Annotated in this window: 24 protein-coding genes; 18 read left to right on the top strand and 6 right to left on the bottom strand. The window is 38.8% G+C overall.

Features of this window, described 5'->3' with window-relative positions:
• Nucleotides 1–6: 6 nt before the first annotated feature.
• The 12 genes from serS to AN389_RS08015 all read left to right on the top strand — a co-directional run bounded on the left by serS (nucleotide 7) and on the right by AN389_RS08015 (nucleotide 9,194).
• Nucleotides 7–1,311, top strand: a complete 1,305-nt coding sequence (serS, locus tag AN389_RS08075; RefSeq protein WP_055019562.1) for a serine--tRNA ligase — start codon at nucleotides 7–9, stop codon at nucleotides 1,309–1,311.
• 345 nt (nucleotides 1,312–1,656) lie between these two features.
• Nucleotides 1,657–2,103: a hypothetical protein gene (locus AN389_RS08070; RefSeq protein ID WP_082430547.1), complete on the top strand. Its 447-nt coding sequence runs from the start codon at nucleotides 1,657–1,659 to the stop codon at nucleotides 2,101–2,103.
• A 100-nt stretch (nucleotides 2,104–2,203) separates the two neighbouring features.
• Entirely contained in the window at nucleotides 2,204–2,554 is a 351-nt protein-coding gene (locus AN389_RS08065) for a hypothetical protein (RefSeq protein ID WP_055019560.1), read from the top strand.
• Nucleotides 2,555–3,076: 522 nt separating this feature from the next.
• Nucleotides 3,077–3,310, top strand: a complete 234-nt coding sequence (locus AN389_RS08055) for a DUF6429 family protein (RefSeq protein ID WP_044056436.1) — start codon at nucleotides 3,077–3,079, stop codon at nucleotides 3,308–3,310.
• A gap of 170 nt (nucleotides 3,311–3,480) precedes the next feature.
• Nucleotides 3,481–3,783, top strand: coding sequence for a hypothetical protein (locus AN389_RS08050; protein ID WP_006793678.1), 303 nt, complete (start codon nucleotides 3,481–3,483; stop codon nucleotides 3,781–3,783).
• 131 nt (nucleotides 3,784–3,914) lie between these two features.
• A complete protein-coding gene (locus tag AN389_RS08045; RefSeq protein ID WP_055018387.1) occupies nucleotides 3,915–4,601 on the top strand; it encodes a hypothetical protein in 687 nt (228 codons plus the stop codon).
• A gap of 112 nt (nucleotides 4,602–4,713) precedes the next feature.
• Nucleotides 4,714–5,172 (top strand): hypothetical protein, encoded by a 459-nt coding sequence (locus AN389_RS08040; RefSeq protein ID WP_055018386.1) that lies wholly within the window; start codon nucleotides 4,714–4,716, stop codon nucleotides 5,170–5,172.
• A gap of 120 nt (nucleotides 5,173–5,292) precedes the next feature.
• On the top strand, nucleotides 5,293–6,126 hold the full coding sequence (locus AN389_RS08035; RefSeq protein ID WP_055018385.1) for a hypothetical protein: 834 nt from the start codon (nucleotides 5,293–5,295) through the stop codon (nucleotides 6,124–6,126).
• Nucleotides 6,127–6,257: 131 nt separating this feature from the next.
• A complete protein-coding gene (locus tag AN389_RS08030; protein WP_055018384.1) occupies nucleotides 6,258–6,671 on the top strand; it encodes a hypothetical protein in 414 nt (137 codons plus the stop codon).
• A gap of 134 nt (nucleotides 6,672–6,805) precedes the next feature.
• The gene (locus AN389_RS08025) at nucleotides 6,806–7,780 is read left to right on the top strand and encodes a transposase (protein WP_055019558.1); all 975 of its coding nucleotides are present in this window, start codon (nucleotides 6,806–6,808) and stop codon (nucleotides 7,778–7,780) included.
• Nucleotides 7,781–8,421: 641 nt separating this feature from the next.
• Nucleotides 8,422–8,733, top strand: coding sequence for a hypothetical protein (locus AN389_RS08020; protein ID WP_055014764.1), 312 nt, complete (start codon nucleotides 8,422–8,424; stop codon nucleotides 8,731–8,733).
• Between the two features lie 95 nt (nucleotides 8,734–8,828).
• Nucleotides 8,829–9,194, top strand: coding sequence for a hypothetical protein (locus AN389_RS08015; protein WP_055019557.1), 366 nt, complete (start codon nucleotides 8,829–8,831; stop codon nucleotides 9,192–9,194).
• A gap of 148 nt (nucleotides 9,195–9,342) precedes the next feature.
• Here the strand turns inward: AN389_RS08015 and AN389_RS08010 are convergent, their stop codons facing one another.
• Both AN389_RS08010 and AN389_RS08005 read right to left on the bottom strand, forming a co-directional pair.
• Nucleotides 9,343–10,371: a methionine synthase gene (locus AN389_RS08010; RefSeq protein ID WP_055014766.1), complete on the bottom strand. Its 1,029-nt coding sequence runs from the start codon at nucleotides 10,369–10,371 to the stop codon at nucleotides 9,343–9,345.
• Between the two features lie 29 nt (nucleotides 10,372–10,400).
• Nucleotides 10,401–11,375, bottom strand: a complete 975-nt coding sequence (locus tag AN389_RS08005) for a DUF1852 domain-containing protein (RefSeq protein ID WP_055014767.1) — start codon at nucleotides 11,373–11,375, stop codon at nucleotides 10,401–10,403.
• A 557-nt stretch (nucleotides 11,376–11,932) separates the two neighbouring features.
• Here AN389_RS08005 and AN389_RS08000 point away from each other — a divergent pair.
• The 4 genes from AN389_RS08000 (at nucleotide 11,933) to AN389_RS07985 (ending at nucleotide 14,651) form a co-directional block, all read left to right on the top strand.
• The gene (locus AN389_RS08000) at nucleotides 11,933–12,946 is read left to right on the top strand and encodes a DUF5924 family protein (RefSeq protein ID WP_055019556.1); all 1,014 of its coding nucleotides are present in this window, start codon (nucleotides 11,933–11,935) and stop codon (nucleotides 12,944–12,946) included.
• A gap of 71 nt (nucleotides 12,947–13,017) precedes the next feature.
• A complete protein-coding gene (locus AN389_RS07995) occupies nucleotides 13,018–13,254 on the top strand; it encodes a hypothetical protein (RefSeq protein ID WP_055014769.1) in 237 nt (78 codons plus the stop codon).
• 17 nt (nucleotides 13,255–13,271) lie between these two features.
• Complete coding sequence (locus AN389_RS07990; protein WP_055019555.1) at nucleotides 13,272–13,715, top strand: hypothetical protein; 444 nt, start codon at nucleotides 13,272–13,274, stop codon at nucleotides 13,713–13,715.
• Nucleotides 13,716–13,745: 30 nt separating this feature from the next.
• Nucleotides 13,746–14,651 carry a cation diffusion facilitator family transporter gene (locus AN389_RS07985; RefSeq protein WP_055019554.1) on the top strand — a complete coding sequence of 302 codons (906 nt, stop codon included), beginning with the start codon at nucleotides 13,746–13,748 and terminating at the stop codon, nucleotides 14,649–14,651.
• 13 nt (nucleotides 14,652–14,664) lie between these two features.
• Here AN389_RS07985 and AN389_RS07980 read toward each other — a convergent pair whose 3' ends face one another.
• Nucleotides 14,665–15,864, bottom strand: a complete 1,200-nt coding sequence (locus AN389_RS07980) for an Nramp family divalent metal transporter (protein ID WP_055019553.1) — start codon at nucleotides 15,862–15,864, stop codon at nucleotides 14,665–14,667.
• 638 nt (nucleotides 15,865–16,502) lie between these two features.
• Between AN389_RS07980 and AN389_RS07975 the strand changes: the two genes are divergently transcribed.
• The gene (locus AN389_RS07975) at nucleotides 16,503–17,162 is read left to right on the top strand and encodes an NADPH-dependent FMN reductase (protein ID WP_055018814.1); all 660 of its coding nucleotides are present in this window, start codon (nucleotides 16,503–16,505) and stop codon (nucleotides 17,160–17,162) included.
• Between the two features lie 58 nt (nucleotides 17,163–17,220).
• Here AN389_RS07975 and AN389_RS07970 read toward each other — a convergent pair whose 3' ends face one another.
• Nucleotides 17,221–19,236, bottom strand: a complete 2,016-nt coding sequence (locus AN389_RS07970; RefSeq protein ID WP_055019552.1) for a TonB-dependent receptor — start codon at nucleotides 19,234–19,236, stop codon at nucleotides 17,221–17,223.
• Between the two features lie 234 nt (nucleotides 19,237–19,470).
• Between AN389_RS07970 and AN389_RS07965 the strand changes: the two genes are divergently transcribed.
• On the top strand, nucleotides 19,471–21,288 hold the full coding sequence (locus tag AN389_RS07965) for a protein kinase domain-containing protein (RefSeq protein ID WP_055019608.1): 1,818 nt from the start codon (nucleotides 19,471–19,473) through the stop codon (nucleotides 21,286–21,288).
• A gap of 48 nt (nucleotides 21,289–21,336) precedes the next feature.
• Here AN389_RS07965 and AN389_RS07960 read toward each other — a convergent pair whose 3' ends face one another.
• Both AN389_RS07960 and AN389_RS07955 read right to left on the bottom strand, forming a co-directional pair.
• On the bottom strand, nucleotides 21,337–21,861 hold the full coding sequence (locus tag AN389_RS07960; RefSeq protein ID WP_082430544.1) for a hypothetical protein: 525 nt from the start codon (nucleotides 21,859–21,861) through the stop codon (nucleotides 21,337–21,339).
• Nucleotides 21,862–21,884: 23 nt separating this feature from the next.
• Complete coding sequence (locus AN389_RS07955) at nucleotides 21,885–22,874, bottom strand: YHYH protein (RefSeq protein WP_055019551.1); 990 nt, start codon at nucleotides 22,872–22,874, stop codon at nucleotides 21,885–21,887.
• Between the last annotated feature and the right edge of the window lie 77 nt (nucleotides 22,875–22,951).

Below are 22,951 nucleotides of genomic sequence, written 5' to 3'. Positions count from 1 at the left end.
ACTAACATGTTAGATTCTAAATATTTACGACAAGACGTTGAGCAAACTGCAGCACGCTTAGCGGCTCGTGGCTACGAGCTTGATGTTGCAAAAGTGACAGAACTTGAAGAACAACGCAAAACATTACAAGTAAAAACGCAAGAGCTTCAAAGTCAACGTAACGCCAGTGCTAAAGCCATTGGCCAAGCAAAAGCAAAAGGCGAAGACGCACAACCACTACTAGATGCAGTGGCAAATTTAGGCAGCGAATTAGACGCAACTAAAAAAGCGCAAGATGAAGTACTCAACGCTATTAACGACATTGCTTTAGCAATTCCAAACTTGCCAGACGAATCAGTACCAGAAGGCGCTGATGAAGAAGACAACGTTGAAATACTTACTTGGGGCACGCCTAAAAAGTACGACTTTGAAGTAAAAGATCACGTAGACGTAGGCCAAGACCTAAACGGCCTAGACTTTGAAATGGGCGTTAAAATTAGTGGCGCACGTTTTACAGTAATGCGTGGCCAAGTAGCGCGTATGCACCGTGCACTTACGCAATACATGCTAGATACCCACACAGATAAAAACGGCTACACAGAAATGTATGTACCGTACTTAGTAAATAGCGCAAGCCTTTACGGCACAAGCCAATTACCTAAGTTTGCAGGCGATTTGTTCCATACATTAGGCCTAGTAAACGACGACGGTGAACAACAAGCTGGCTTTAGCTTAATCCCAACAGCAGAAGTACCGCTTACTAATAGCGCACGCGACGAAATTTACGAAGAAAGCGATTTACCGATTCGCTTAACTGCGCACACACCGTGTTTTAGAAGTGAAGCAGGCAGCTACGGTCGCGATACACGTGGTTTAATTCGTCAGCATCAGTTTGATAAAGTTGAACTAGTACAACTAGTAAAACCAGAAAATTCAATGCAAGCGCTTGAAGAGCTAACCGGCCACGCAGAGCAAATTTTACAAGCACTAGAACTACCATACCGTAAAGTAATTTTATGTATGGGCGACATGGGCTTTGGCGCAGCCAAAACATACGACTTAGAAGTATGGTTACCGGCGCAAGATACCTACCGCGAAATTTCGTCTTGTTCAAATATGGTCGATTTCCAAGCGCGCCGTATGCAAGCACGTTTTCGCCGTGAAGGTGCTAAAAAACCAGAGTTACTCCATACACTAAATGGTTCTGGTTTAGCGGTTGGTCGTACACTAGTCGCTATACTAGAAAACTACCAACAAGCAGATGGTTCAGTAGTCGTGCCAGAAGTATTACGCCCATACATGGGTGGGCTTGAAGTGATTGGTAAAGCTTAAAATACAAGCTGTCAGTTTTTAGCTATCAGCTTTAAGTAGAAAAGCCGCTGTTTTAAACGAACAGCGGCTTTTTTGTGGGTAAAAAGTTAAAGGTAAAAGGTTCAAGGCGAAAGAAAAGTTTAAGTGTTGTTGTTTATTAGTGTATTACTCTTTTGTCCGATATTACTGATCTCTACCATTTTGGTGTTTTCTCGCATCGAGTAAATTTAGATGATAGCTAACTAGTTGTTTACATGTGCTTATTCGCTGGTTACATTAGATGTTTGGTAATATTTGGACATTTGTCGGTTTATAAAGCGACAAATGTCGGATACAAAGTTGTTATGTGTAAATGGAAGTTCAATAGTGAATTCAAATTTTGATAAATATATTTCTAATCTTGTTAGCGACAAAACGAAATTTCCTGAACAGCTCTTTGAGTTCGCTACCAATCTAGAACGTTATGAGTTAAATCATCCCAAGTCGCTTCATGATAGTTGGGTTACATCTTTAACTATTGCCGAGAATCGCAATAAACAACGTCCTTTTGATGCTTCGTTATCAATCACTTTGAATCTACTCGGGCAAAAACATGATCGCGACATTGTTTTAACATACAACAATGTTAAATATTACGAACTAATCGGCCATGAAAATGAATTTAATTACAATGATACTTTTCACGGTGATATTTTAACTCATGAAGTATCATTGGAAAATGAGCTATATAAACATATTCTTGAATTACGGTCTGGCTCTATATTCAAAGTGTATTTTACAGAGTTTAAAGTTACAGAGTGCGTTTACACATAACAAGCGCCTCAACAAAGGACGCAAAAAGCTTGGCTTTCGTCACTTCGTTCCTAATTTTAGCCAAGCATTTTCCGCCTGTTAGGCGGGCGTTAGGCATTAAATGAATTTGAGACATTGGAAGTTACTTAGAAATTTGTCAATAATCTATATCCTGTTGGTTATTGGATTGTTTATTGCCAATATGATTATCTTCAATGTTGTAGAGTATGGAACCAAGCCTATAGATTTTGTCGGATGCTACGCTTATGATGCGATGCTAGTTGGTTTCAAATGTTCAGGTTTCTTGGGCTCAGAAATATTTGGCTTTGCTCTTAATCTTCCGCTTTATCATTTATACATGCCGATTTTTGTTTTATTCAATCCGTTGCTTATATTTGTAGTATTGGCACTTTGGTTTTTCCCTGTAATGCTATTGGTTTCAATTGCAAAGTTACGGAGGCAAAATGCCTAACAAATTGCCTAAGTTCGCCGCAAAAGGCGCGGCTGGGACAAATGCTCACTGGGCTTCGCCCAACAACGTTCGCATTTGCCCCTTGGCAAAGCGTTAGGTGACTATGGGTACTGAAATATTATCAATTTTCATTTTAATTCCATTGGTCTTGAGCCTGATAGGTTTGATAAAAATTGTTCGAAATCAAAATCGAATAAAGCATGTAATATTACTGGCGATGGCAATTTGTCTTATTGGATATTTTTCATTGCAGTCTTATTTAGGTGGCTTTAACCCAATGCAAGGTGTTGTTATTGGAAGTTTGTTGTATGTGCCTTGTTTTTTGATTCTGTATTGTGCGATAACCGCTTACTCTAGAAAAATGAGTGACAAGTACAACGTCACCTAACAAGAGCCTCAATTCGCTCACAAGTTCGCTCGGACAATTAACAATGGGCTATTGTCGCTGCGCTCAATATTTTAGCCCATTATTAATTCGCCGTTTAGGCGAGCGTTAGTAGCCATATGAAAATGGAGACAGCAGTGGAAATAGATGAAGATAAAATCGATGAAGCGGCACTTGCTCTGTTTTACCTTACTTTGCATGACAAGTTTGGTAGGGCTTGGAAACAAATAGACTGGAGTATTACCGATCGGCTTTATGAAAAAGGTTATATTCACGACCCTGTTGGCAAATCAAAGTCTGTGGTTTTAACTGAAGAAGGTCTCGCCAAATCAGAAGAACTCTTCAAAAAGCTATTCGTCAAAAGTGAGTGAGCATTGGCCGCAAATCTCAGCTGTTATTCTAGGATGTATTAGCGTGGCAACTAACAAGCCAATCAACGCACTCACTTCGTTCGCTGGGACGCATACACGCGGGGCGGCTTCGCCATTATGCCCCACATGTCTGCGCCCGTTATTGGAAAGTTATATTTGTCCGGAAAATTATGCATAAGCACACTTTTAAAGAAGATGAATGGCCTTTCAGTTGCCCAATAGACTCTGCTGCAGTAACTACCAAATTTGTCTATGAAAGATTGGAGCCAATAATCCAAGTTAATCATTACATAGATGATGGGTGGCAGTTTATGTGCAACACTACGGATGACCCCGATGACGGCATGGTAATTTGTATGGGGTGTTTTATTAGCAAATTTCCAGAAATGATTGAGCTTGCAGATCTACCTAAAGGCTGGGACGCATTCAGAGAAGACAAAAATCAACCGTGGGACAAACAGCAGTTTGAATAAGCCACAAATATAACAAACACATTAAGTCGCTTCGCTGGGACGCCTACACATGGGCTGCGTCACTTCGCTCCTAATTTTAGCCCATGTGTTACCGCCCCTTATGTGGATGTTAGTTTTTACAAGGAGAGTGTGTGCGCATTCTGAAAGTTAGTTTATTGATTATGTTATTTTCCTTTATTTTTTCATTTCTATTTTTTAAAAAAGAAGCAATAGCATGTGAGGCTATAAACCTAACAAATTTCGCAGAAGTACACCCCGATGTATATGTGGACTCTAGCGTAACTAGCGAGCAACGAACGTTACTTTTAGAGTCAATGAATATGGCTTACAACAGAGTAAATCAAATATATGGCGAGATAAACTCTTCTCCTCGATTGATTATGACAAATGATCTTGAATATAAAAAATACGGACTTAATCCTACAGGTATGCAAAATTCTGGTTTTTTTAGAGAGTGTATATTCTTAGGCCCAAAGGGAATGAATGTTGACGTTATAGCTCATGAATTAGTGCATGCTGAAGTTAGGCATAGAACCAATATTTTTACAGAATTCACAAAATTGCCAGCTTGGTTTATTGAAGGTACGGGTATCAAAGTTGACTATAGAGCCCCATTTTTAATAGAAAATATTGATGTTTCACAAGAAGAAGTAGAGCAAATTAAATCAGTGTTTTTTCTTAGTGACTTTCCAAACACAAGTGTTAAATCGTATCAAGCCTCAAGAGTTGCAATTGAAGATTTAGATCCAAAATTTTTATATTCTGGATTAGAGCGATTAGACAATGGTGAAAGCTTCGAAGAAGTTTTTGGAATGTAAAACTAACAAGTCATTAAATCAGGACAAAAAACAGTTGGTTTTTGCTCCTTCGTCGCTTATGTTAACCAACTTTTTTGCCTCTTAATGAGGTGTTATATACCCAAGGAAAAGTATGCGTTTTATTTTAGCATTTTTATTACTAGTTCCATTCGCTTCTTTAGCACAGAATGTCAAGACTGATTCATTTGTCATATCTTTACCTGACAACTTAACCGTCCAAACTGACAAGGTAAGAAGGATTTTAGCTTTTGGTAAAAAAAGAAACCCTTTTATCAATATTGAATTTGGCTATTTGGTAGGTGAGCAGTTTTCAGAAATCGTCGATAGCGTTAACGAAACTTTAAAACCTATGAAATCAGTTTTATCCGAGGTAGATTGCGGTTCAGGTTGTGTCGGTTTTTCTGCTGAATCGGTCAGTAAGCAAGGTGATATTTCTTTGTATTCATATTTCTACCTTGTCAAAAGTAAAAGGCAAAACTTTATAATCGCGATGGGTGCTCCAGAGCCAATTACAGATGAAAACTTAAAAGCAGCAAATATAGCTAAACAAATATTGAATTCGGGTATATAACAAGCTGTTTATGGATTGGACGTTTTAATGCTTGGCTGACGCTCATTCTTCGCTAGAATAGCCAAGCTTAATCCACCCCATAACAGGGCGTTAAATGCCCTAAGGTGTTTTATCTAACCTATGAAGTTAAAAAAGTTACTGAATCACTCTTTCATAATTGAGTTTGAGAAACTGTTAAAGACCGATTTCGAAAGAGAGTTGTTCTTATGTAGTTTGAGAAATTACTGCTCTCATGGAAACCCTTTACGTTTTCATAATTTTGCTTTTTCTATGAGAGAGTTAGTTCTTCAAGTATTAAACAGACGTGCACCTGATAAAGAGGTAGAAAAGGCTTGTTGGTATGAAAAAGAAAGTGACAAATTTAATGTCACAAGACGACAGAAGCTTAAGTTTTGCGCACAAGGTTTTTTGTCTGATGCTTATCTGGACGAATTTACTATTGAAGATCTTAATCAGAGCATTAAAGACTATTTGAAAGAGTTTAACTTTTTTAATAAATATACCCATATCACGGCTAAACACTTCAAAGCTTGCCCTCAAAAGTTTTACACTGATATGAAGTTTATTATTCAACGCTCTCAGGAAGTCATTGAAGAGCTAGATTCATTGGAAAGCATGGTTACACAAAGCTTAGAGTACGGTATTCAAGATAAAGTATTTGATGCTGTAATTAACTCGTGCCCCGATGAGTTATCTATTTTGGCTCACAGAGTGATAGTCGAACAGGTTTCTCCAGAAAAAATGGAAATCGAATACTTGGAAGAAAATGGAATCACGATAGGGGTTGAGGGAACAATTTATATTACTCAAGAGTACGGGAAAGGTGATGATTTCTGCGAAATTTCAAATGACTTCCCATTTTATATTCCCGTAGACGCATGTATAACAAACCCCGAGAATATCTCAGTAAATGAGAATGCTTTAGAGGTCGATACTAGTTCTTGGTATGAATAAGAACGGGCACTTAACAAGTCATTTCAGCAGGACAAAAAACAGCTGGTTTTTGCTCGTGCCTCGCTAATTTTAACCAGCTATTTTATTGCCTCTGAATGAGGCGTTATACGCTATGAGCATCAAGGATAGAAATGCCGCTTAAAAAACCTAAGTATCTTCTCATTACTCAAAAGTTAGGACTTAAGTTACCACTAGTTTGGTGTGCTTCTGCGTTCTTAATCGGTATGCTTACTCAAGAAATGGCAGCCGCAATCTTCATTTCAATTTCATCTTTTTTCTTAACTTGGCTTACTTGCAAACTTTCCTGTTTCTTCTTCAGCTTCCAAGAACACAGCGGCATTTTAAAAAACCATATTTACGACAACGTTATGAAAGCAATTTGGTTTATAACTCTGTTTTGCCTCGTAGTGAATTTCTTTAAACCTCTACTCGTTAAAACAGGAAGTGAAGCATTCTTGGGCTGTGTATTTTCAATCGTCTATTTCGGCTTTATGCTTTCTGCATCAAACCGCTGGGGTATGCACTTCGTTGAAAAGCGCGTATAACAAAAAAATCAAGTTCGCCCGCTGCGCGGGCAAATAATAATAAATAAAATAAATAAGACACCCATCTTAAGTTTTGCTCTTTTCAAAATTGAAGGCTACGTTTAAATCAGTGTAAAAAACGAGCTGGGTGTCTTATGGCAATTGCAAGAAAGCGACAAGTAAGTTTGGTTGATACAAAATACTACCATTGTATTTCACGGTGTGTTCGTCGTGCTTTTTTGTGTGGAGAAGACCGTTTTACTGGTCAATCTTACGAGCATCGACGAGGATGGGTTGAGGATAAGTTGCTTGAATTAGCTAAGATATTTTGTATCGACGTGTGTGCTTATGCCGTTATGAGTAATCACACGCACTTAGTACTGTATGTAGATGATAAAAAAGCGAATAGGCTAAATGATAAAGCGATTATTATTCGCTGGCATAAACTCTGTAAAGGCACATTGTTAACACAAAAATACATACAGGGTGAAAAGCTAAGTAAAGTTGAACTTATCTTTTTTAATCAAACAGTAAAGCAATACCGAGAGCGCCTATCAAGTATCAGCTGGTTTATGCGGTTGTTAAATGAAAACATTGCTCGCAGAGCAAATAAAGAAGATAACTGCACAGGACGATTCTGGGAGGGAAGGTTCAAATCGCAAGCATTACTAGATGAAGCAGCACTTGCAGCCTGCATGGCCTATGTCGATTTAAATCCCATTAGAGCTAAAATAGCTAACAAACCAGAAGAGTCAGACCATACCAGTGTACAAAATCGCTTAACATGCGCGGCAGAAGGTAAACAACCTAAGCAGTTACTACGTTTTGCAGGTATGCCACGTCAGATTATGCCTAAAGGGCTGCCGTTTGAGCTTAAATCTTACCTTGAACTTGTTGAGTTAACAGGGCGAATAATACGAGAGGATAAACGGGGGCACATTGATAATATGAACCCTCCTCTGCTAGAAAGACTTAATATATCCCCCGAAAACTGGTTAAAACTCACTACGCAATTTACGCGCGTATTTCATGGTGCAGTAGGCAGACCCACTTCACAAGTAAGTTACTGTGAAAATTTAAAGCGCAAACGGCGTTCAAATATTAGCAACTGCGAAAAGCTACTCGCATAAATTAAAAATTACTTAGTAAAAATTAAAACTGCAATCTTGCAGTTATTTTCATGCGTGTAATTCAGGTTTGAGAATGCCACTGACTTATTTAATGGATGAAATGAAAATGACCAAGTAATAAAAAATTAATTCTGCACCCGAGGAGCATGTTTAGTGGCACAGTTCGGTTCGCTGATTTATATTGGGTGTCAGATTTAATACTGATTTATATTGGGTGTCAGATTTAATAATTAGGTGTCAGATTTAATAATTATTTTCATGCGTGTAATTCAGGTTTGAGAATGCCACTGACTTATTTAATGGATGAAATAAAAATGACCAAGTAATAAAAAATTAATTCTGCACCCGAGGAGCATGTTTAGTGGCACAGTTCGGTTCGCTGATTTATATTGGGTGTCAAATTTAATAATTAATTACAGTTCGGTTCGCTGATTTATATTGGGTGTCAGATTTAATAAGATTTAGTAATTATTCAAAACGCCATTTAAAACAATATCAAACACTTCAATCTTCTGTGTAAAAATACAGTAATCAATTGAACCAAAATAGGAACTCAGCTATGGTTTGTTAATCAATAAAAACAAATTTAATAACGAGTTAATCTACAGGCTCATCATATGCCTAAAAGGGAGTTTTAAACAATGAAGCTTTTTCTAATACCATTATCAATAGTTGTTCTTTGTTCTTGCGCTACAACATCAATTCCAGAAGCTACAAAAACGGAAATGGATAGTGATATAAAAAGATATCTTAATTATAGGAATCAGAAAGCTTATGCAGTTGCCGTGGAAAAAGACGGCGCATGGGTAAGTGGCTATGGGTATGGATATCCGAATCAAGAACTCGCCAACAAAAGAGCTTTACTAGAGTGCGAATTACAAAAACATTCTCGTAAAATTAGTGCAGACTGTTTTGTTCTTTATGAAGATGGACGTAGAAAAAACGGCATATAACAAAACGCTAAACACGTTCACTGGGACAGTAACGCAGCGGCTCTTCGCAATTATGCAGCTACGTCACTGCTCGTTAGCTTTACAAGGAAAATTTGGTGTTTGATAGGATAAAAGTAGCGATGTCAAAGGGGGGTTGGCACGCTTTGGCGGTAATCATAGTCATGCTATTAGCTGGGCCAGAAATAATGGTAAGTATTGAACTTATGGCCATGGTCGAAGTGCTTGGGGCTTCTACCTTTGTAGTGATGTATCTCTCAGGTATTAAGCTGTTTTTCTCAAAGGTGTGGGATAAATATAAAAATTTTGAAAAACATTCTTTTTTCTTTTTCCCAACTTTTCCTGTTTTAAAAAAAATGCCATCACTGATAGTTCATTCTATTCCTGAGCGGACTGTAGTTATTGGACTTTTTACGTTTATTACTGTTGCAATGTCAATATTTTACATACAAATTTTAATTTAGTTTAGTAAAGCTAAGTAGCACTCTGAATCAACTTTGCTAAATATACGCTTGAGCTTATAAGCCCCTTAGTCGCTATACCCACTAGCGCTCTTATTTTTAAATAAGTGCGCTGGTTTTAATTACATAGCTGGTTTTAAAGTAAGTTTTACTACCCTAATAGCTCTTTTCTTACTATTTCAGCGCCTTTGCTCAATGCATTAAGCTTAGCGTTTGCAACTTCGCGCGAAAGTGGCGCCATGCCGCAGTTTGTGCAGGGGTAGAGTTTGTCGGCATCTACAAACTGCAGTGCTTTGCGTAAAGTAGCGGCTACTTCTTCGGGTGTTTCTATTTCATTGCTGGCAACATCAATAGCGCCTACCATTACTTTTTTACCACGAATGAGTTCGAGTAAATCCATAGGTACGTGCGAGTTATGACACTCAAGTGAGATAATATCAATATTTGATTGCTGTAATTTAGGAAAAGCTTCTTCGTACTGGCGCCATTCATTGCCCAATGTTTTTTTCCAATCGGTGTTAGCTTTAATGCCGTAGCCGTAACAAATATGCACTGCGGTTTCGCATTTTAACCCTTCAATTGCGCGCTCTAAACAGGCAATGCCCCAGTCGTTTACTTCATCAAAAAATACATTAAACGCGGGCTCATCAAATTGGATAATATCTACGCCTGCGGCTTCGAGTTCTTTGGCTTCTTGGTTGAGTATTTTAGCAAATTCCCACGCTAGTTTTTCGCGACTTTTGTAGTGGTCGTCATACAGTGTATCAATCATGGTCATGGGGCCGGGTAGTGCCCACTTTATAGGTTGGTTAGTTTGCGAGCGCAAAAACTTAGCATCTTCTACAAATACGGGTTTTTGGCGGCTAACAGGGCCCACTACGCTTGGTACACTTGCATCGTAACGGTCGCGTATTTTTACGGTTTTTCGTTTTTCAAAATCAACACCGTTAAGGTGCTCTATAAATGTAGTTACAAAATGTTGGCGTGTTTGCTCGCCATCGCTCACTATATCAATACCTGCTAGTTGCTGTGAGTGAAGCGCAATGCGCAGGGCGTCTTTTTTGCCTTCAATGAGTTCGTTGTTTTTAAGCTTCCACGGCGACCAAAGGGTTTCTGGCTCTGCAAGCCATAAGGGCTTTGGTAAACTGCCTGCGGTAGAGGTAGGTAATAATTTTTTCATAATAAGGGTGACCATTTATTAAAATAAGGTTAGACGTTTGCTGATGTAAATTGCTCAAGTACTGATTTATACGGTTTTATAAAATGCTCTTCAGCAAACTTGCCTTGTTCGGCGGCTAATTTACTGCGCTCATCTCTATCGTAAATAATCTGTGTGAGTGAATGGTCGGCATTTTTTAAATTAGGCTTAAAGGCATTACCTGCTTTGGCATTGGCGTTGTAAATTTCTGGACGATAAATTTTTTGAAACGTTTCCATGGTGCTAATAGTGCTTATTAGCTCAAGGTTGGTGTAATCGTTTAGTAAATCACCAACAAAAAACAATGCAAAAGGGGCTGTGCTATTCGCAGGCATAAAGTAACGCACCTGTAAGCCCATTTTTTTAAAGTATTGCTCTGTTAACGACGATTCGTTTGGTTGGTATTCAATGCCTAAAATAGGGTGCTCGTTAGCGGTGCGGTGATAGGTTTTGTTATCTGACACACTTAAGCAAATTACCGGTGGCTTTTTAAAGTGTTGTTTATAGGTGTTTGAACTTACAAACGACTGAAACAACTTGCCATGTAACTCCCCAAAATTATCAGGAATACTAAATTGCGGTTTATTTTTATTATGTTGTTGTAGTAACACGCTAAAGTCGTAGTCACGTACGTACGACGAAAAGTTATTACCAACAATACCTTCTATGCGCTTATTTGTTTTGTTATCAATAATATTTGTTTTTAATATTTCTATAGAAGGAAAGCGTTGGCTGTTTTCATCTAAACCAATATCTACAGAAATAATCTCAAGCTCAAGGTTGTAGCGCTCACCGGTGGGGTTATCCCAATTAGCAAGGGTATTAAAGCGGTTGTTGATCATATTGAGCGCTTTTTTTAAGTTTTGTTGGCGGTGCTCGCCTCGTGCTAAGTTTGCAAAATTAGTGGTAATACGGGTGTTTTCAGCGGGGTGGTAGTTTTCATCAAGGCGCTGACTTTTAATATTAAATGTAATGTTTTTATTCATGGTGACTTTATCCATTTTGTATATTTAAAACCTGAGCCTTTGGTGTGCTCAAAAGATGGTTTTGTAATAAACAGGCTTAATGCTTATAAGCGCTGGCCGATGGATAATTTATACGCTGATCGGTGTTTTAATAAAAACGGTTTAATTTCACATAAAACATGAGTTTGATTCATTTATATAAATCAATGCTGTTACTGAGAGAGCATATCTCTGTGTTTGAGCGTGTAAAACAATTGTACAGCGTCTGATTTTTAGATGTTTAGACGTCTAGGTGGGTTTGTTGTGGTGAATTCATGTTGTGCATTAATAAAATTCAGGCATGGCCGTAACCCTTATTTTAATTAGGGCTTTGTATTACCGTTTTAAAAATTACTGTCATTTTTAAAGGCGTGTTATAGCCAGTTATTCATTATAATAGCGGTTAAATGGGGTTTGTTTTTAATACAACAACTAAAAGAATACCTGCAGGCATCTATGTGTTGTTAATCTACGCTTAGTTACACTGATTTAACTAACTTGATAATAATAAAGATCATTATGCACGGACGTTTAAATAAATGAATAAACTAAAAAATCTCATTACACAATTTATAGTGGCAATGCAAAAAAGACCTGGGTTATTGGCGGTATTGGCGTTTTGTTCAGGAGTTGCAAGCTATGTAATGGTTGATAGAAAAGAGTCGTTCTCGCAGGTTATTGCTATCGTTTTACTTATTAGCTGGTTTTGGTTGATTATCGATAATTGGCTACGCGATAAAGTAGAAGAGCGTTTTGGGGTGGCGGTATCTCCCAATGTAATGCGCTTTGCCCTGCAAATGGTGCAGCAAGAAAGCCTATTTTTTGCGTTACCGTTTTTTTTAGCGGTTACGCAGTGGGATCACCCACAAGCACTTTTTACATCGCTGATTGTTTTGTGTGCATTAATATCGGTAATAGATCCATTTTACTATAAAAAATTAGCTAAAAACCGCACACTATTCACAGTATTTCATAACTTTGCATTATTCGTGGTTTTACTTGTTACCTTGCCTATTTTATTAAACCTAACCACGAGCCAAAGTTTAGCCATTGCACTTGTAACCTCTGTGCTAATTACTTTACCTAGCTTAGCAAACTTAATGCCTGATGCGCGCTGGTGGCGTTTTCCTATTTTAGTTTTAATTTTATGCGCAATAAGTGCTGGAGTTTGGCAGCTTCGCAGTTTTGTACCGCCGGCAGCCTTGCGTTTAACCGATATTACCTTGGCACACAAGATAGATGAAGAGCATAAAAAACCGTTAGGCAGCATTGATACTCTTGATTTATATACACTCCATAGTGAAGGGCTGTACACGTGGACCGCAGTAAAAGCGCCACGAGGTTTAAACGAAAAGATATTTCATGTATGGATACACAATAAAAAAGAGATTGATAGAATTACGCTCAATATTAATGGTGGGCGAAAACAAGGCTACAGAGCATGGACGCATAAAGTAAATTTTCCGCATGATGCTCAAGGTAAATGGCAGGTAAAAGTGGTAACCGAGTCGGGGCAACTTATAGGGCTTACGAAATTTATTGTTACACCTTAAGGCTATAAATACACTGATAAACAAATTTAAATTTGATACGCTATTTTTAAGTTACTTAATGGATGAGTGTTATGAGCATTGCTTTAGATATTTTTATATGGCTAATGATAGAAACCATTTTAGGGTTTATTTTGTACTCTACCGGCTGTGCAATTTTAAACGTATTCACCTTTGGTAAGTTTAAAGCTGATATTAAAGATTATGTGAGCTTTAAGGCAAATAAAGCTAAAAATGTTTACCTAATATGTTTACTTGGTTTTAGCTTTTACGCAGCGTTAATTGGTTTTGTTGCTTATATAAGCCAATAACTTAGGTTTATAAGTATATGAAGTTTAATAAGCTATTGGTTATAGCGGGGCTTTTAAGTTTTATAGCGTCACTTTTACATATTGCCTGTATTTTTGGCGGCCCTGATTGGTATCGCTTTTTTGGTGCTGGCGAACACATGGCGCAGTTGGCTAAGCAGGGAAGTACGTATCCTACCTTTGTTACTTTAATTATATCAGCCATACTTGTTATATGGGGCTTGTATGCGCTCTCTGGCGCAGGTTTTATTTTAAAGCTGCCTTTATTAAAAACGGCTTTGGTATTAATCACTGCAATTTATTTAGTGCGCGGTATTGCAGGTTTAATCATTCCTTTTTTAACTACCAGCCAAATTGTTCACCATAACTCTATGCAGTTTTGGATTATAAGCTCAGTTGTATGCAGTATTTATGGGCTGTTTTATTTATTAGGTACGCTTAAATATCTTCGCACACATACATAATTAATGTTATTTACTGATGTAAGGAGTCGTATGAGTCACGATCACAGCCATCATATTAGTCATTACAACCGTGCATTTGCTATCGGTGTTTTACTCAATCTTATCTTTGTATTAATAGAAGCAGGCTATGGTTTTTTTGCTAACTCCTTAGCGCTTTTAGCCGATGCAGGGCATAACCTTAGCGATGTTGTCAGTTTATTGCTCGCATGGGGCGCCAATGTGTTAGCTAATAAAGCGGCAACGAACAAACGTACCTTTGGTTATAAAAAATCTACCGTATTAGCATCGTTATTGAGCTCTGTTTTACTTATAGCTGCACTTATCAGCATAGCTTGGCAAGCGATTGAGCGTTTTAATAACCCTCAGCCGGTTACCGGCATGACGGTTATTGTGGTTTCGCTTATTGGTGTAGTTATTAACACATTAACTGCATTGTTGTTTGTACAAGGGCAAAAGCACGATTTAAATATTAGAGGTGCTTTTTTACATATGGCGGCCGATGCTGCGGTGTCTTTAGGTGTGGTTATTGCCGGCATTGTTATTTTATTTAAAAACTGGCAGTGGGTGGACCCTGTTGTAAGTTTGAGTATTGTAGTGATTGTGTTTATTGGCACATGGGGATTATTTAAAGACTCGCTCAATTACGCCACCGATGCCGTCCCTAAAAATATTAGTATAGAAAAACTAAAGCAGTATTTTTTAAGCATTGAGCATGTTGAAGGTGTGCATGGTTTACATGTGTGGCCACTAAGTACCACAGAGTCTGCGCTTATTGTTCACCTAGTAACAGAGAACAACGCATTAAATAACGACTTTTTAATTGAAGTACAGCACCATTTACATGACCACTTTGATATTGAACATGCCACCATTCAGGTTGAAAGCAGCCAGGGGAGCGAAGGTTGTATGTTTAACCATGGGCATGCCCATGGTTAAACGTTGATTAGTTTTAAAAAATCAACCCTGATAGCTTGTAACAACTTAACGAAAAAATAAGTAGTAGCACGGGTAATATAACTACATTTAAAAGTGTTGAGTTGGTGTATTTGCCCATTACTGTTTTTTGGTTAACTAACCACACCAAATACGCGGTAATTATGGGCAGTAGTAATCCATTTGCAGCTTGTGCAAATATAATCACCGCAACAGGGTCAAGTCCCAATGAAGCCACAAAAGCACCAAAAGCTAAAATAGTAATGGCGACTGTTTTAAAACGGCTGTTACTCATTTCGCTTGACCAGCCAAGCATGCCACATACAGCATACGCGCCAGCTAGTGGGGCTGTTATTGCGCTGGTTAACCCTGCAGAAAATAAACCAATAGCAAAAAAGTAGTGCGCTGCTTCGCCAAGAAGAGGCTCAAGTTGTACGGCCATATTTGCTGCACTAATTTTACCGGCATCGGTCCCATAAAAGGCAACAGATGCGGTTGATAAAATGGCAAGGGTGATCACACCACCGAGCGTAATAGATAAACCTGTGTCTAAATTAGTTTGTTTAATAACAGTGTCTTTATCACTTTTAGAATGATCTTGCGCTGCTAAAACACCAGAGTGCAAAAATAAGTTATACGGCACTATGGTTGTGCCAATTAGGGCAAGTACTGTTGTAATTGAGCCACTTGGCATTGTAGGTATAAACCCAGTAAGTACCTGAGTAATGGGTGGCGCAGCCATAATTAATGTAGATATAAATACCAGGCTCATAAGGATCACCAGCAGTATTAATGCGTTTTCTACCACCTTGTGCTTACCACTGTATAAAAGAATGGCACTGCATATAGCAATTACGGGTGTCCATATTTGCGCACTTACCCCTGGGAAAATACCAACGAGCCCCATACTTGCACCACTGAGGTTTCCGGCTTCATAAGCAGCGCTGCCTACACCAATTGCACTTATTACTAAAAAGCTAGCAAGTGCTTTAAGATAAGGGGTTTTAATGTGAGCACGTAACGCTTGCGCTAAATCTTGCCCTGTTGCTACGCCTAATCGAGCAGCCATAGACTGCAACAAAATAGTGGCCATAACCGAAAAGAGTAATGTCCAAATTAATGCAAATCCAAAGTTTGCACCGACAACACTTGCCGTGGTGATTGTTCCGGGGCCAATAAATGCAGCTGTTACAAGTAATCCTGGGCCAAATCGCATACTGTTACCTTAATATTTGCTTTTAAATTTAGAACAACGTTTTATTACGTTGAACCTAGATTGCTGCCACTATATGTGCCATGCAGCGAGAGCCCCACCTTGGCTAATTTTTATAACAGGGTTATCAAAAAGCCGCGTAGGATACCAACTTATAAATAGAATTAAAGAGCCAAATGTTTACTTGCTGGTAAATTACACAATACGCTTAAATTGTATTTATATTTCAGCAATGTGCATAATCTATCCTACCCATAGATTGTAATACGAGCAAATAACGGTACATTTAAAAGTGTGAGCTATTTGCTAACCCTGCCGGGTCTGTAGACTTTTCAAGGTTAAAATTGCAGGAACCTATTTGGTATTTAGGTAAGTGTTTGAGCAGGCTTCGAAATCTTTGCTCGGTTTTTATTTATTATTACATGAATATAAGTGATTAGAATAACTTAGCCGCAGTTATTTAGGGCACTGGGCTTCACACTTCACGCTGCAATTAAATAGCCCCTAGTTTGAACTAATCTTAATCCGCAAAGGTCATCAAAGTTCAATCAAAATATGTTGTTATTTAAATGATCCTTTTCTTTTGATCTAACAAGACTTAATCCATAAAGTGTAATAAGTTTTTAAATAAAGAGGCATTTATGAAATTTTTAGTTTTTTTAGGCACCATCAGAGATAGCACGCCACCTAAGCCAGCTCGGTTAGGTGAACGCGTGGCTAAGTCGTGCCTTGAATGTTTAAACGAGCGTTACAGCGAGCACGAGTTTGAGCTTATAGACGCGCTCGATTTTCCTTCTGAGGATGTATTTAAGCCTCATTTTGCCTATGCAAAAAGCCAAGCTCCTGAACATTTAACAGCTTTAGCAGATAAAATTAGTCAAGCTGATGGCTATATAATGGTAAGCCCAGAGTACAATCATAGTATGAGCCCAGCATTAGCTGATTTATTAAATCATTTTGGTAGCTCGTTGTTTTCGTATAAGCCAAGCGCTATTGTCACTTATTCGGCAGGGCAATGGGGAGGGCTTAGGGCAGCAATTAGTTTACGCACTTTTTTATCTGAGCTTGGGTGTTTGCCGGTTTCAGCGATGATTCATGTACCTAAGGCGCAAGAGCGGCTAAATAACGATGGCTCAACGTGTGAGAGCGAAGATAAAAAATCGTGGTTTAATTATTATTCGCGTACTTTTAGCCAACTTATGTGGTGGGCACAGGCGTGCAGTCAGCAGACTAAACGTGTCGATCCTCACAGTATGCTTAAAAGCTTTAAGACAGATCCATCTGAGCGAAACGCACCTTAATGTTGTAATAAGGTGCGATTTATATGGTAACTGTATTTATATACAGCACCTTGCTCAATTAAAACAATAAGCTAATTGATAAGCGGGCTGTGCGAGGTTCAATTGGATGAAAGTGGTTATCTTCAACACCTTGCGCAGGCTCGCCCGGTAGGCGCGAAGCGTAGTAGTAATCTATATCGTGATCGGTACTGTTAAATAAATTGAGTAGTTCTAGGTCGATTTTCCAGTGCGTTTGTTTATAGCTAATAGCACTATTGACTACCGTTAATGGGTTTGACCGTTTATCACCGTCATCCGTTAATGTACGTTTACCAATATGGCGTACTCTAATTGATGACTGCCATTGTTCACTTATATGCCAGTTTAAACCTGTACTTGCTACTACCGGCACAGCCCCTTCTATGTAGTTATTTTTATCATTAATTTCTAAGCGAGAATGCGTGAACGAGGTTTCTAAATCAAGACTAAACCTATCGTTTAGCCAATAATAAGCACTTAGCTCTAACCCATAACGTTTAGATGCATCACTTGGCTCTGTATTACCGGCATCGCCCACAAATAATAGCTCTGAGTCGAGGGTTAACCACCAAAGTGCAGCCGATATATTATATTTTTTATCATCAGCAAAGCGTAATCCAATTTCAGCGCCTTCACTTTTTACTAATAGGTCGACTTGCTGTGCCTGTTCTTCTGTAATTGGGTCAATTGTAATTGTAGAGCCTCGTGCATCGTTAGAATGAAATGATTGACCCCAATTAGCATAGACAGCGAGCAAATCAGTGAAACGGTAATTTAAGTTTGCTTTAAAACTAATTAAATCATCGTTTGTTTTACCTGAGTTTACAGCAGTAATACTAGTAACGTTTGTGCCAAAATAGTCGTACCTTACACCCGCGGTAGCCTCAAATTTTGGGGTAAGCAAAAATTTAGACTCCCAATAGGTTGAGTAACTAGTTTGCTTGAGTGCGTCTTGCCTTACTGTACTGAGTCGTTTTCTGGCTTTTGTGTTATAAAGCCCTACGTTATCAATGTCATCGTGGCGAAGCTCAATCCCTGTAGTATGTTGCATGATTATAGCTTGTGTTTGCGTGTCGAACTGATAGCTTACATTAGTGCCATAAATAGTGCGGCTATCTTGCTGATTAAATTGATCACCATTAATTGGATCATTTAAAAAGTAACTAAAATTAGAATATAGATTTAAATCGTAATTAATGATATGAGCGCTGGCTTTAATATGCTCACTTTGCCAGTTAGTTGATAAACTATAACGGCTAGAACTGCCACCAAGGGTGGTATCCAGTGAGCCTAATTGATTTATTATACCTTGGGTTACAGCCCGCTTAGGAATTTGATCTGCTGAGTTCCATGCATTGTCATAAGCCATTGCACTTATTGAAAGCTCCCCATTTAACGCTTTACCAATATAGCGTAATAGGGCATTTTTTTTATTCACGTCTTCGTTTATTTTGTTCCATGGGCCGTCGTAACCTTGCCATTCAGCTGCTGCAATTAGTTTTCCTGTTGTAAGGTTTGTAGAGCCAAGTACTACAGCACGCTTATAATTATCCTCTCCTATGCTAAGCTCGATTTGTTGATGCTTTAAATTGTCAGCCAATTTAAACTGTGCACTCCCAGCACTTGAAAAGTCACCTTGTGACGCACTGTATGACCCTTTTTGATAATTTATAGTTGAAATAGCTTCTGGGATAATAAAATTAAGATCGGTATAACCTTGGCCGTGACCATGGCTTCGCATATTGATAGGCATGCCCTCAATGCTGGTGGCAAAATCAGTACCGTGATCGAGGTTAAATCCTCTAATAAAGTATTGATTCGCTTTTCCAGAGCCACTGTGCTGAGTGACTGCCATACCCGGTATAAGCTCTAACATTTCGGCGCTTCTGAGCATCGGGCGTTGCTGTATTTCACCTTGGCCAATAATGCCGCTCGAGGCACTTATAGAGTTACCAATTAATCCATCTCTATGCCCATACACTGTAATGGTTTCAATATTTGCGTAGCTAGGTGTGTAATAAAACGCGCTTATTGAAAGTATGACTACATTTTTCATGACTAAAATCCCTATGTATTGCTATCTATAATAAGCTGATAGTTTAAATACGGCTTAGCAGGTTAATTGGATGCAGTATTTGTTAAGAAGGTGCATTAGTTGTTGTAAATTTAGTGTGTGATCTCGCCTATAAGCATAGGTAAAAAGAGCTATCGGGCTATTGTAATCTGCCTATATAACACTAATAATCATGTGGCTAACTCACTAATTAACGCAAACAACAAAGAGCCTGTATTGAAAGCCAAAGAAATTCGTAATTTTTATATAAACGAAGAGCAGTCTATTTATTTGCTCTCTCACAGGGATGCAAAAAAACATCGTCAATGGCTTAATATTTGTATTAAGCAATTGACCGCACTTGGCTATAAAAATGTTGAGATGATTGGCTCAGGCGCGTTTGGGTTTGTATTTGCTGGTACTGACGAAAATAATTTACCTTGGGTGTTTAAGTTCTCGCGTATTACGCTTGCCCAAAGTGTGCGCGACCGCCTAGAAGACGAAGCGTATATGCTCTCGCAAATTAATAACCCGCTCGTACCAACCTTTTATGCGTTTGAGCGTATAAAAAAGCAAGGCATTTTAATGATGGCCCGCGCCATTGGTGAAGACCTTGAAAAAGTATCGCTAAAAAAAGGGCGTTTTAGTGCCCACCAAATTATGCAATTAGCGGTGCGGCTGCGTAATGTGTTAATTGATCTTCGTAACCATAAAAATGGTTTAACCCCTCAACCTATAGTACATGGCGATATAAAACCTTCCAACTTGGTATGGGATGAGCAAAGCGATGCGCTGTCTTTAGTTGATTGGGGAAGCTCTGTTTACGCACAGGTTGATAGTAATGGCGAGCCTATAGCCAGTAATTTTATGGATTTAATGTCGGGCGATTTAAGCACTACTAATGCCAGAATGGGCGATGTGTATTTTATAGGTGATGCGCAAATGTCGGGTGAGCAGTCATCCCCGCGCTTTGACGAGCAAGGTGTTGCCTCAACGTTATATGCACTTGCCTCTGCTCAATCATGTCGTTTTGGTGCGCAGGCCATTCCTGCAAGCTCGCTTGGTTTACCCAAAGAGCTGGCTAATGTAATTGATGGCATGCTTTCTAAAAATAAAACCATACGTGATGGTGCAGGCGATTACTTTATGCGTAACATTACCAAAATGGCTAAGGCTTATCTGCCTGAGCTTAAAAAAGAGCAGCCGCGTCCTGCTATCCCGTATTGGTTTGGCAAAGGCGATAAGCCTGACACCGTAGTATATAGCTCACGCAAACAGTTTTTACGCCAGGCCGATCATAATCAGCAACTGCTTGATGTTAACGATGCGCAACTAGACCGCTATTATAAAGAGTTTTTGTTTGATACTGGGGATACCGAAAAAGCCTTTTTGGCTTCTATTAGCCGCTTAGCTAAATACCCAGTTGTGGGTGGATTGAGTTTTCATTGGAAAGATGAGTCGTTGTTTGTTGAGTCATCGCTTATTGTGCATGATGAAAGTTTAAAAGCAGCGTTTACCGATGCTATTAACAATACCGTGATGCTGGCTCAAGCAATTAATCAAAAAGGGCTATTTAAATGTTGTTTATTTGATGCGCGTAAAACGATTCAATTAGAGCGAGATGGAACAGGGGCGTTTAAGTTTGATAATCTTCCTGAGCTTGATTATGAAGTTGTCAGTATGAAAGCCAATGAAATTGCACGGCCACATTCTTATTTTGAAGACGGTAAAGACCCTGATGAGCAGCTGCAATTGCCTAAAAAGGTAATTAAATGCGTGTTTGAGTTAAACCAAATTCATCATACGGGGTGTATTATTTTTGAAGCCTTGCCTGATAGAATGAAAATACATCATTATTATCGCTTACTCGATGAAAGCAAAGAAGCAGAGTTTAAACGGTTACTTAATAAATTAATGCAGTATGCTGTGAATATTACTGATGTGGGGGTAGCAGGATTTATGAAGCTTCCTTATAAAAACACCCGCGAATTTTCGCTTTGCGAAAAACAACCAAATAATTTCTATCCTAAAAACCCGAAATTATTAGCACATTAAAAAGGTCAGCTTAATTGTAAGTTTGCCCTTGGCTACTTAATTGTTAGTTTAAAACACTGTGCTAAAAGGTGTACGGGGTGTTACAGCGAATTGATGACTCAATTTTTGCTGTTTATTAGTGGCGGTAATGTGGTATTTATTTAAATCAGAATTTTTACTAAATAACCTAACATTTAATTTAAGCTGCTTAGTTATAACTGGCACTGTATAGCGGCCTGTAATCGTTATGTGCTCAATATTATTAGCATCATCATGCGACACTTCAGGGTTTAATAATAAGCCTTCTAGGGAAAACTTATAAAGATGATCGTTTAAATAAATGCCTTGCTTTATGATTTTGCGGATTTGCTTTTTATGGGCGTTAAATTCATCCAAAGAGACTTTTTTGTTCAAATCGTCATCAAGGTTATTAAATGCCGAAATAGGCAACGAGAGAACTATAAAGGCATGATTATCAATCACGTTTAATGTTCCGTGTTGAGCCACCATTAAATGTGCATAAGCAACTGGAGCTATAACCATGTTAGCTACTAATATAAGCGCAACCAGTGCTTTTTTTTGTATATTCATCATACTCACTTTGCCTATAGTCTAATTTACAGTTCGCCTTTCACACAGCGCTGAAAAAACGGGTAAGTATCGGTTGCGTAGTAATGGTATATGCCTTGAGGGAATTCAGGGGTAACACCAAAGCGCCCGTTACACTCATCTAAATCGCCAGAGCCAGCTACATACTCCCAATCTTGTGCAAAAGTACCCAGAGGATAAATTTCGATAGAAGGGCGGTTATCGCTTACTGTACTAATATGCTGGTAGCTACCTGTCATCACTTTAAGCGGCGAACTGGCATCATCAGCGGTGCTATAGCCATAACGCGCATAAATAGGAAACCCGTCAGCCGCCCATGCAATTAAAGTCATTGTTGAGCTGTTGCCGCCTCTAAGGGTAACAAATCCCTCTGGCATGCCATGGTAATGATAGGTGCCATCGGGCTGGACATGTGCGTTGTTATCGTCTGTACCAAAACTAAAAGTATCTTGGCTTAGAGCTTCAATACTCCAGTTGCCACTGTTATCGCCAAGCGAGCAGTTATCGCCAGAATCATCGCAGCTGCCGCCTGTACCAGCATCAATTTTAACGCCATTTAGTACTATGCCTAATACGCCACGAGGGCCGCCCATTAAGGTTGTGGTATCGCTTTGTATAGGCGTTAGCGTAAAGCTTTCACTCACAGTTTGTTCAGAAATGGTGTTTGGATTATCGGGGTTAGGGAACGTGCCTACATCATGATCTGGAATGCCATTAGCGACTACATCGCGTGTTGTCCCTGTGCATGCCCAATCAGCAGAGCTGGTGGTTTGCACTGATGTAGAGTCGTTGTATTCATTGTAACTGTAATCACATAGCACTTGTTCGGTAGAGCTGCTACCTGTTGCTGTTGTACTGTTACTGCTTGAAGGTGTACTTTCATCGGTAGCGGTTGTTATGCTTTGCTCATCACTACCGCATGCAACAATAGAGCAAATTGCTGCGCTTAATAACGAAATTTTTAATAGTTTAATTTTATTAGGTAGTGAGTGATTCATTGTACACAGCCAATTAAGTACTAATTGACGCTATTTTTAATCTTAAATGTGCAAGCAATGTGCAAAAATACAACAAC

The organism is Pseudoalteromonas sp. P1-7a (genome assembly GCF_001401855.1).
Taxonomy (GTDB): Bacteria; Pseudomonadota; Gammaproteobacteria; order Enterobacterales; family Alteromonadaceae; genus Pseudoalteromonas.
This window is presented reverse-complemented; position numbering and strand designations above follow the sequence as displayed.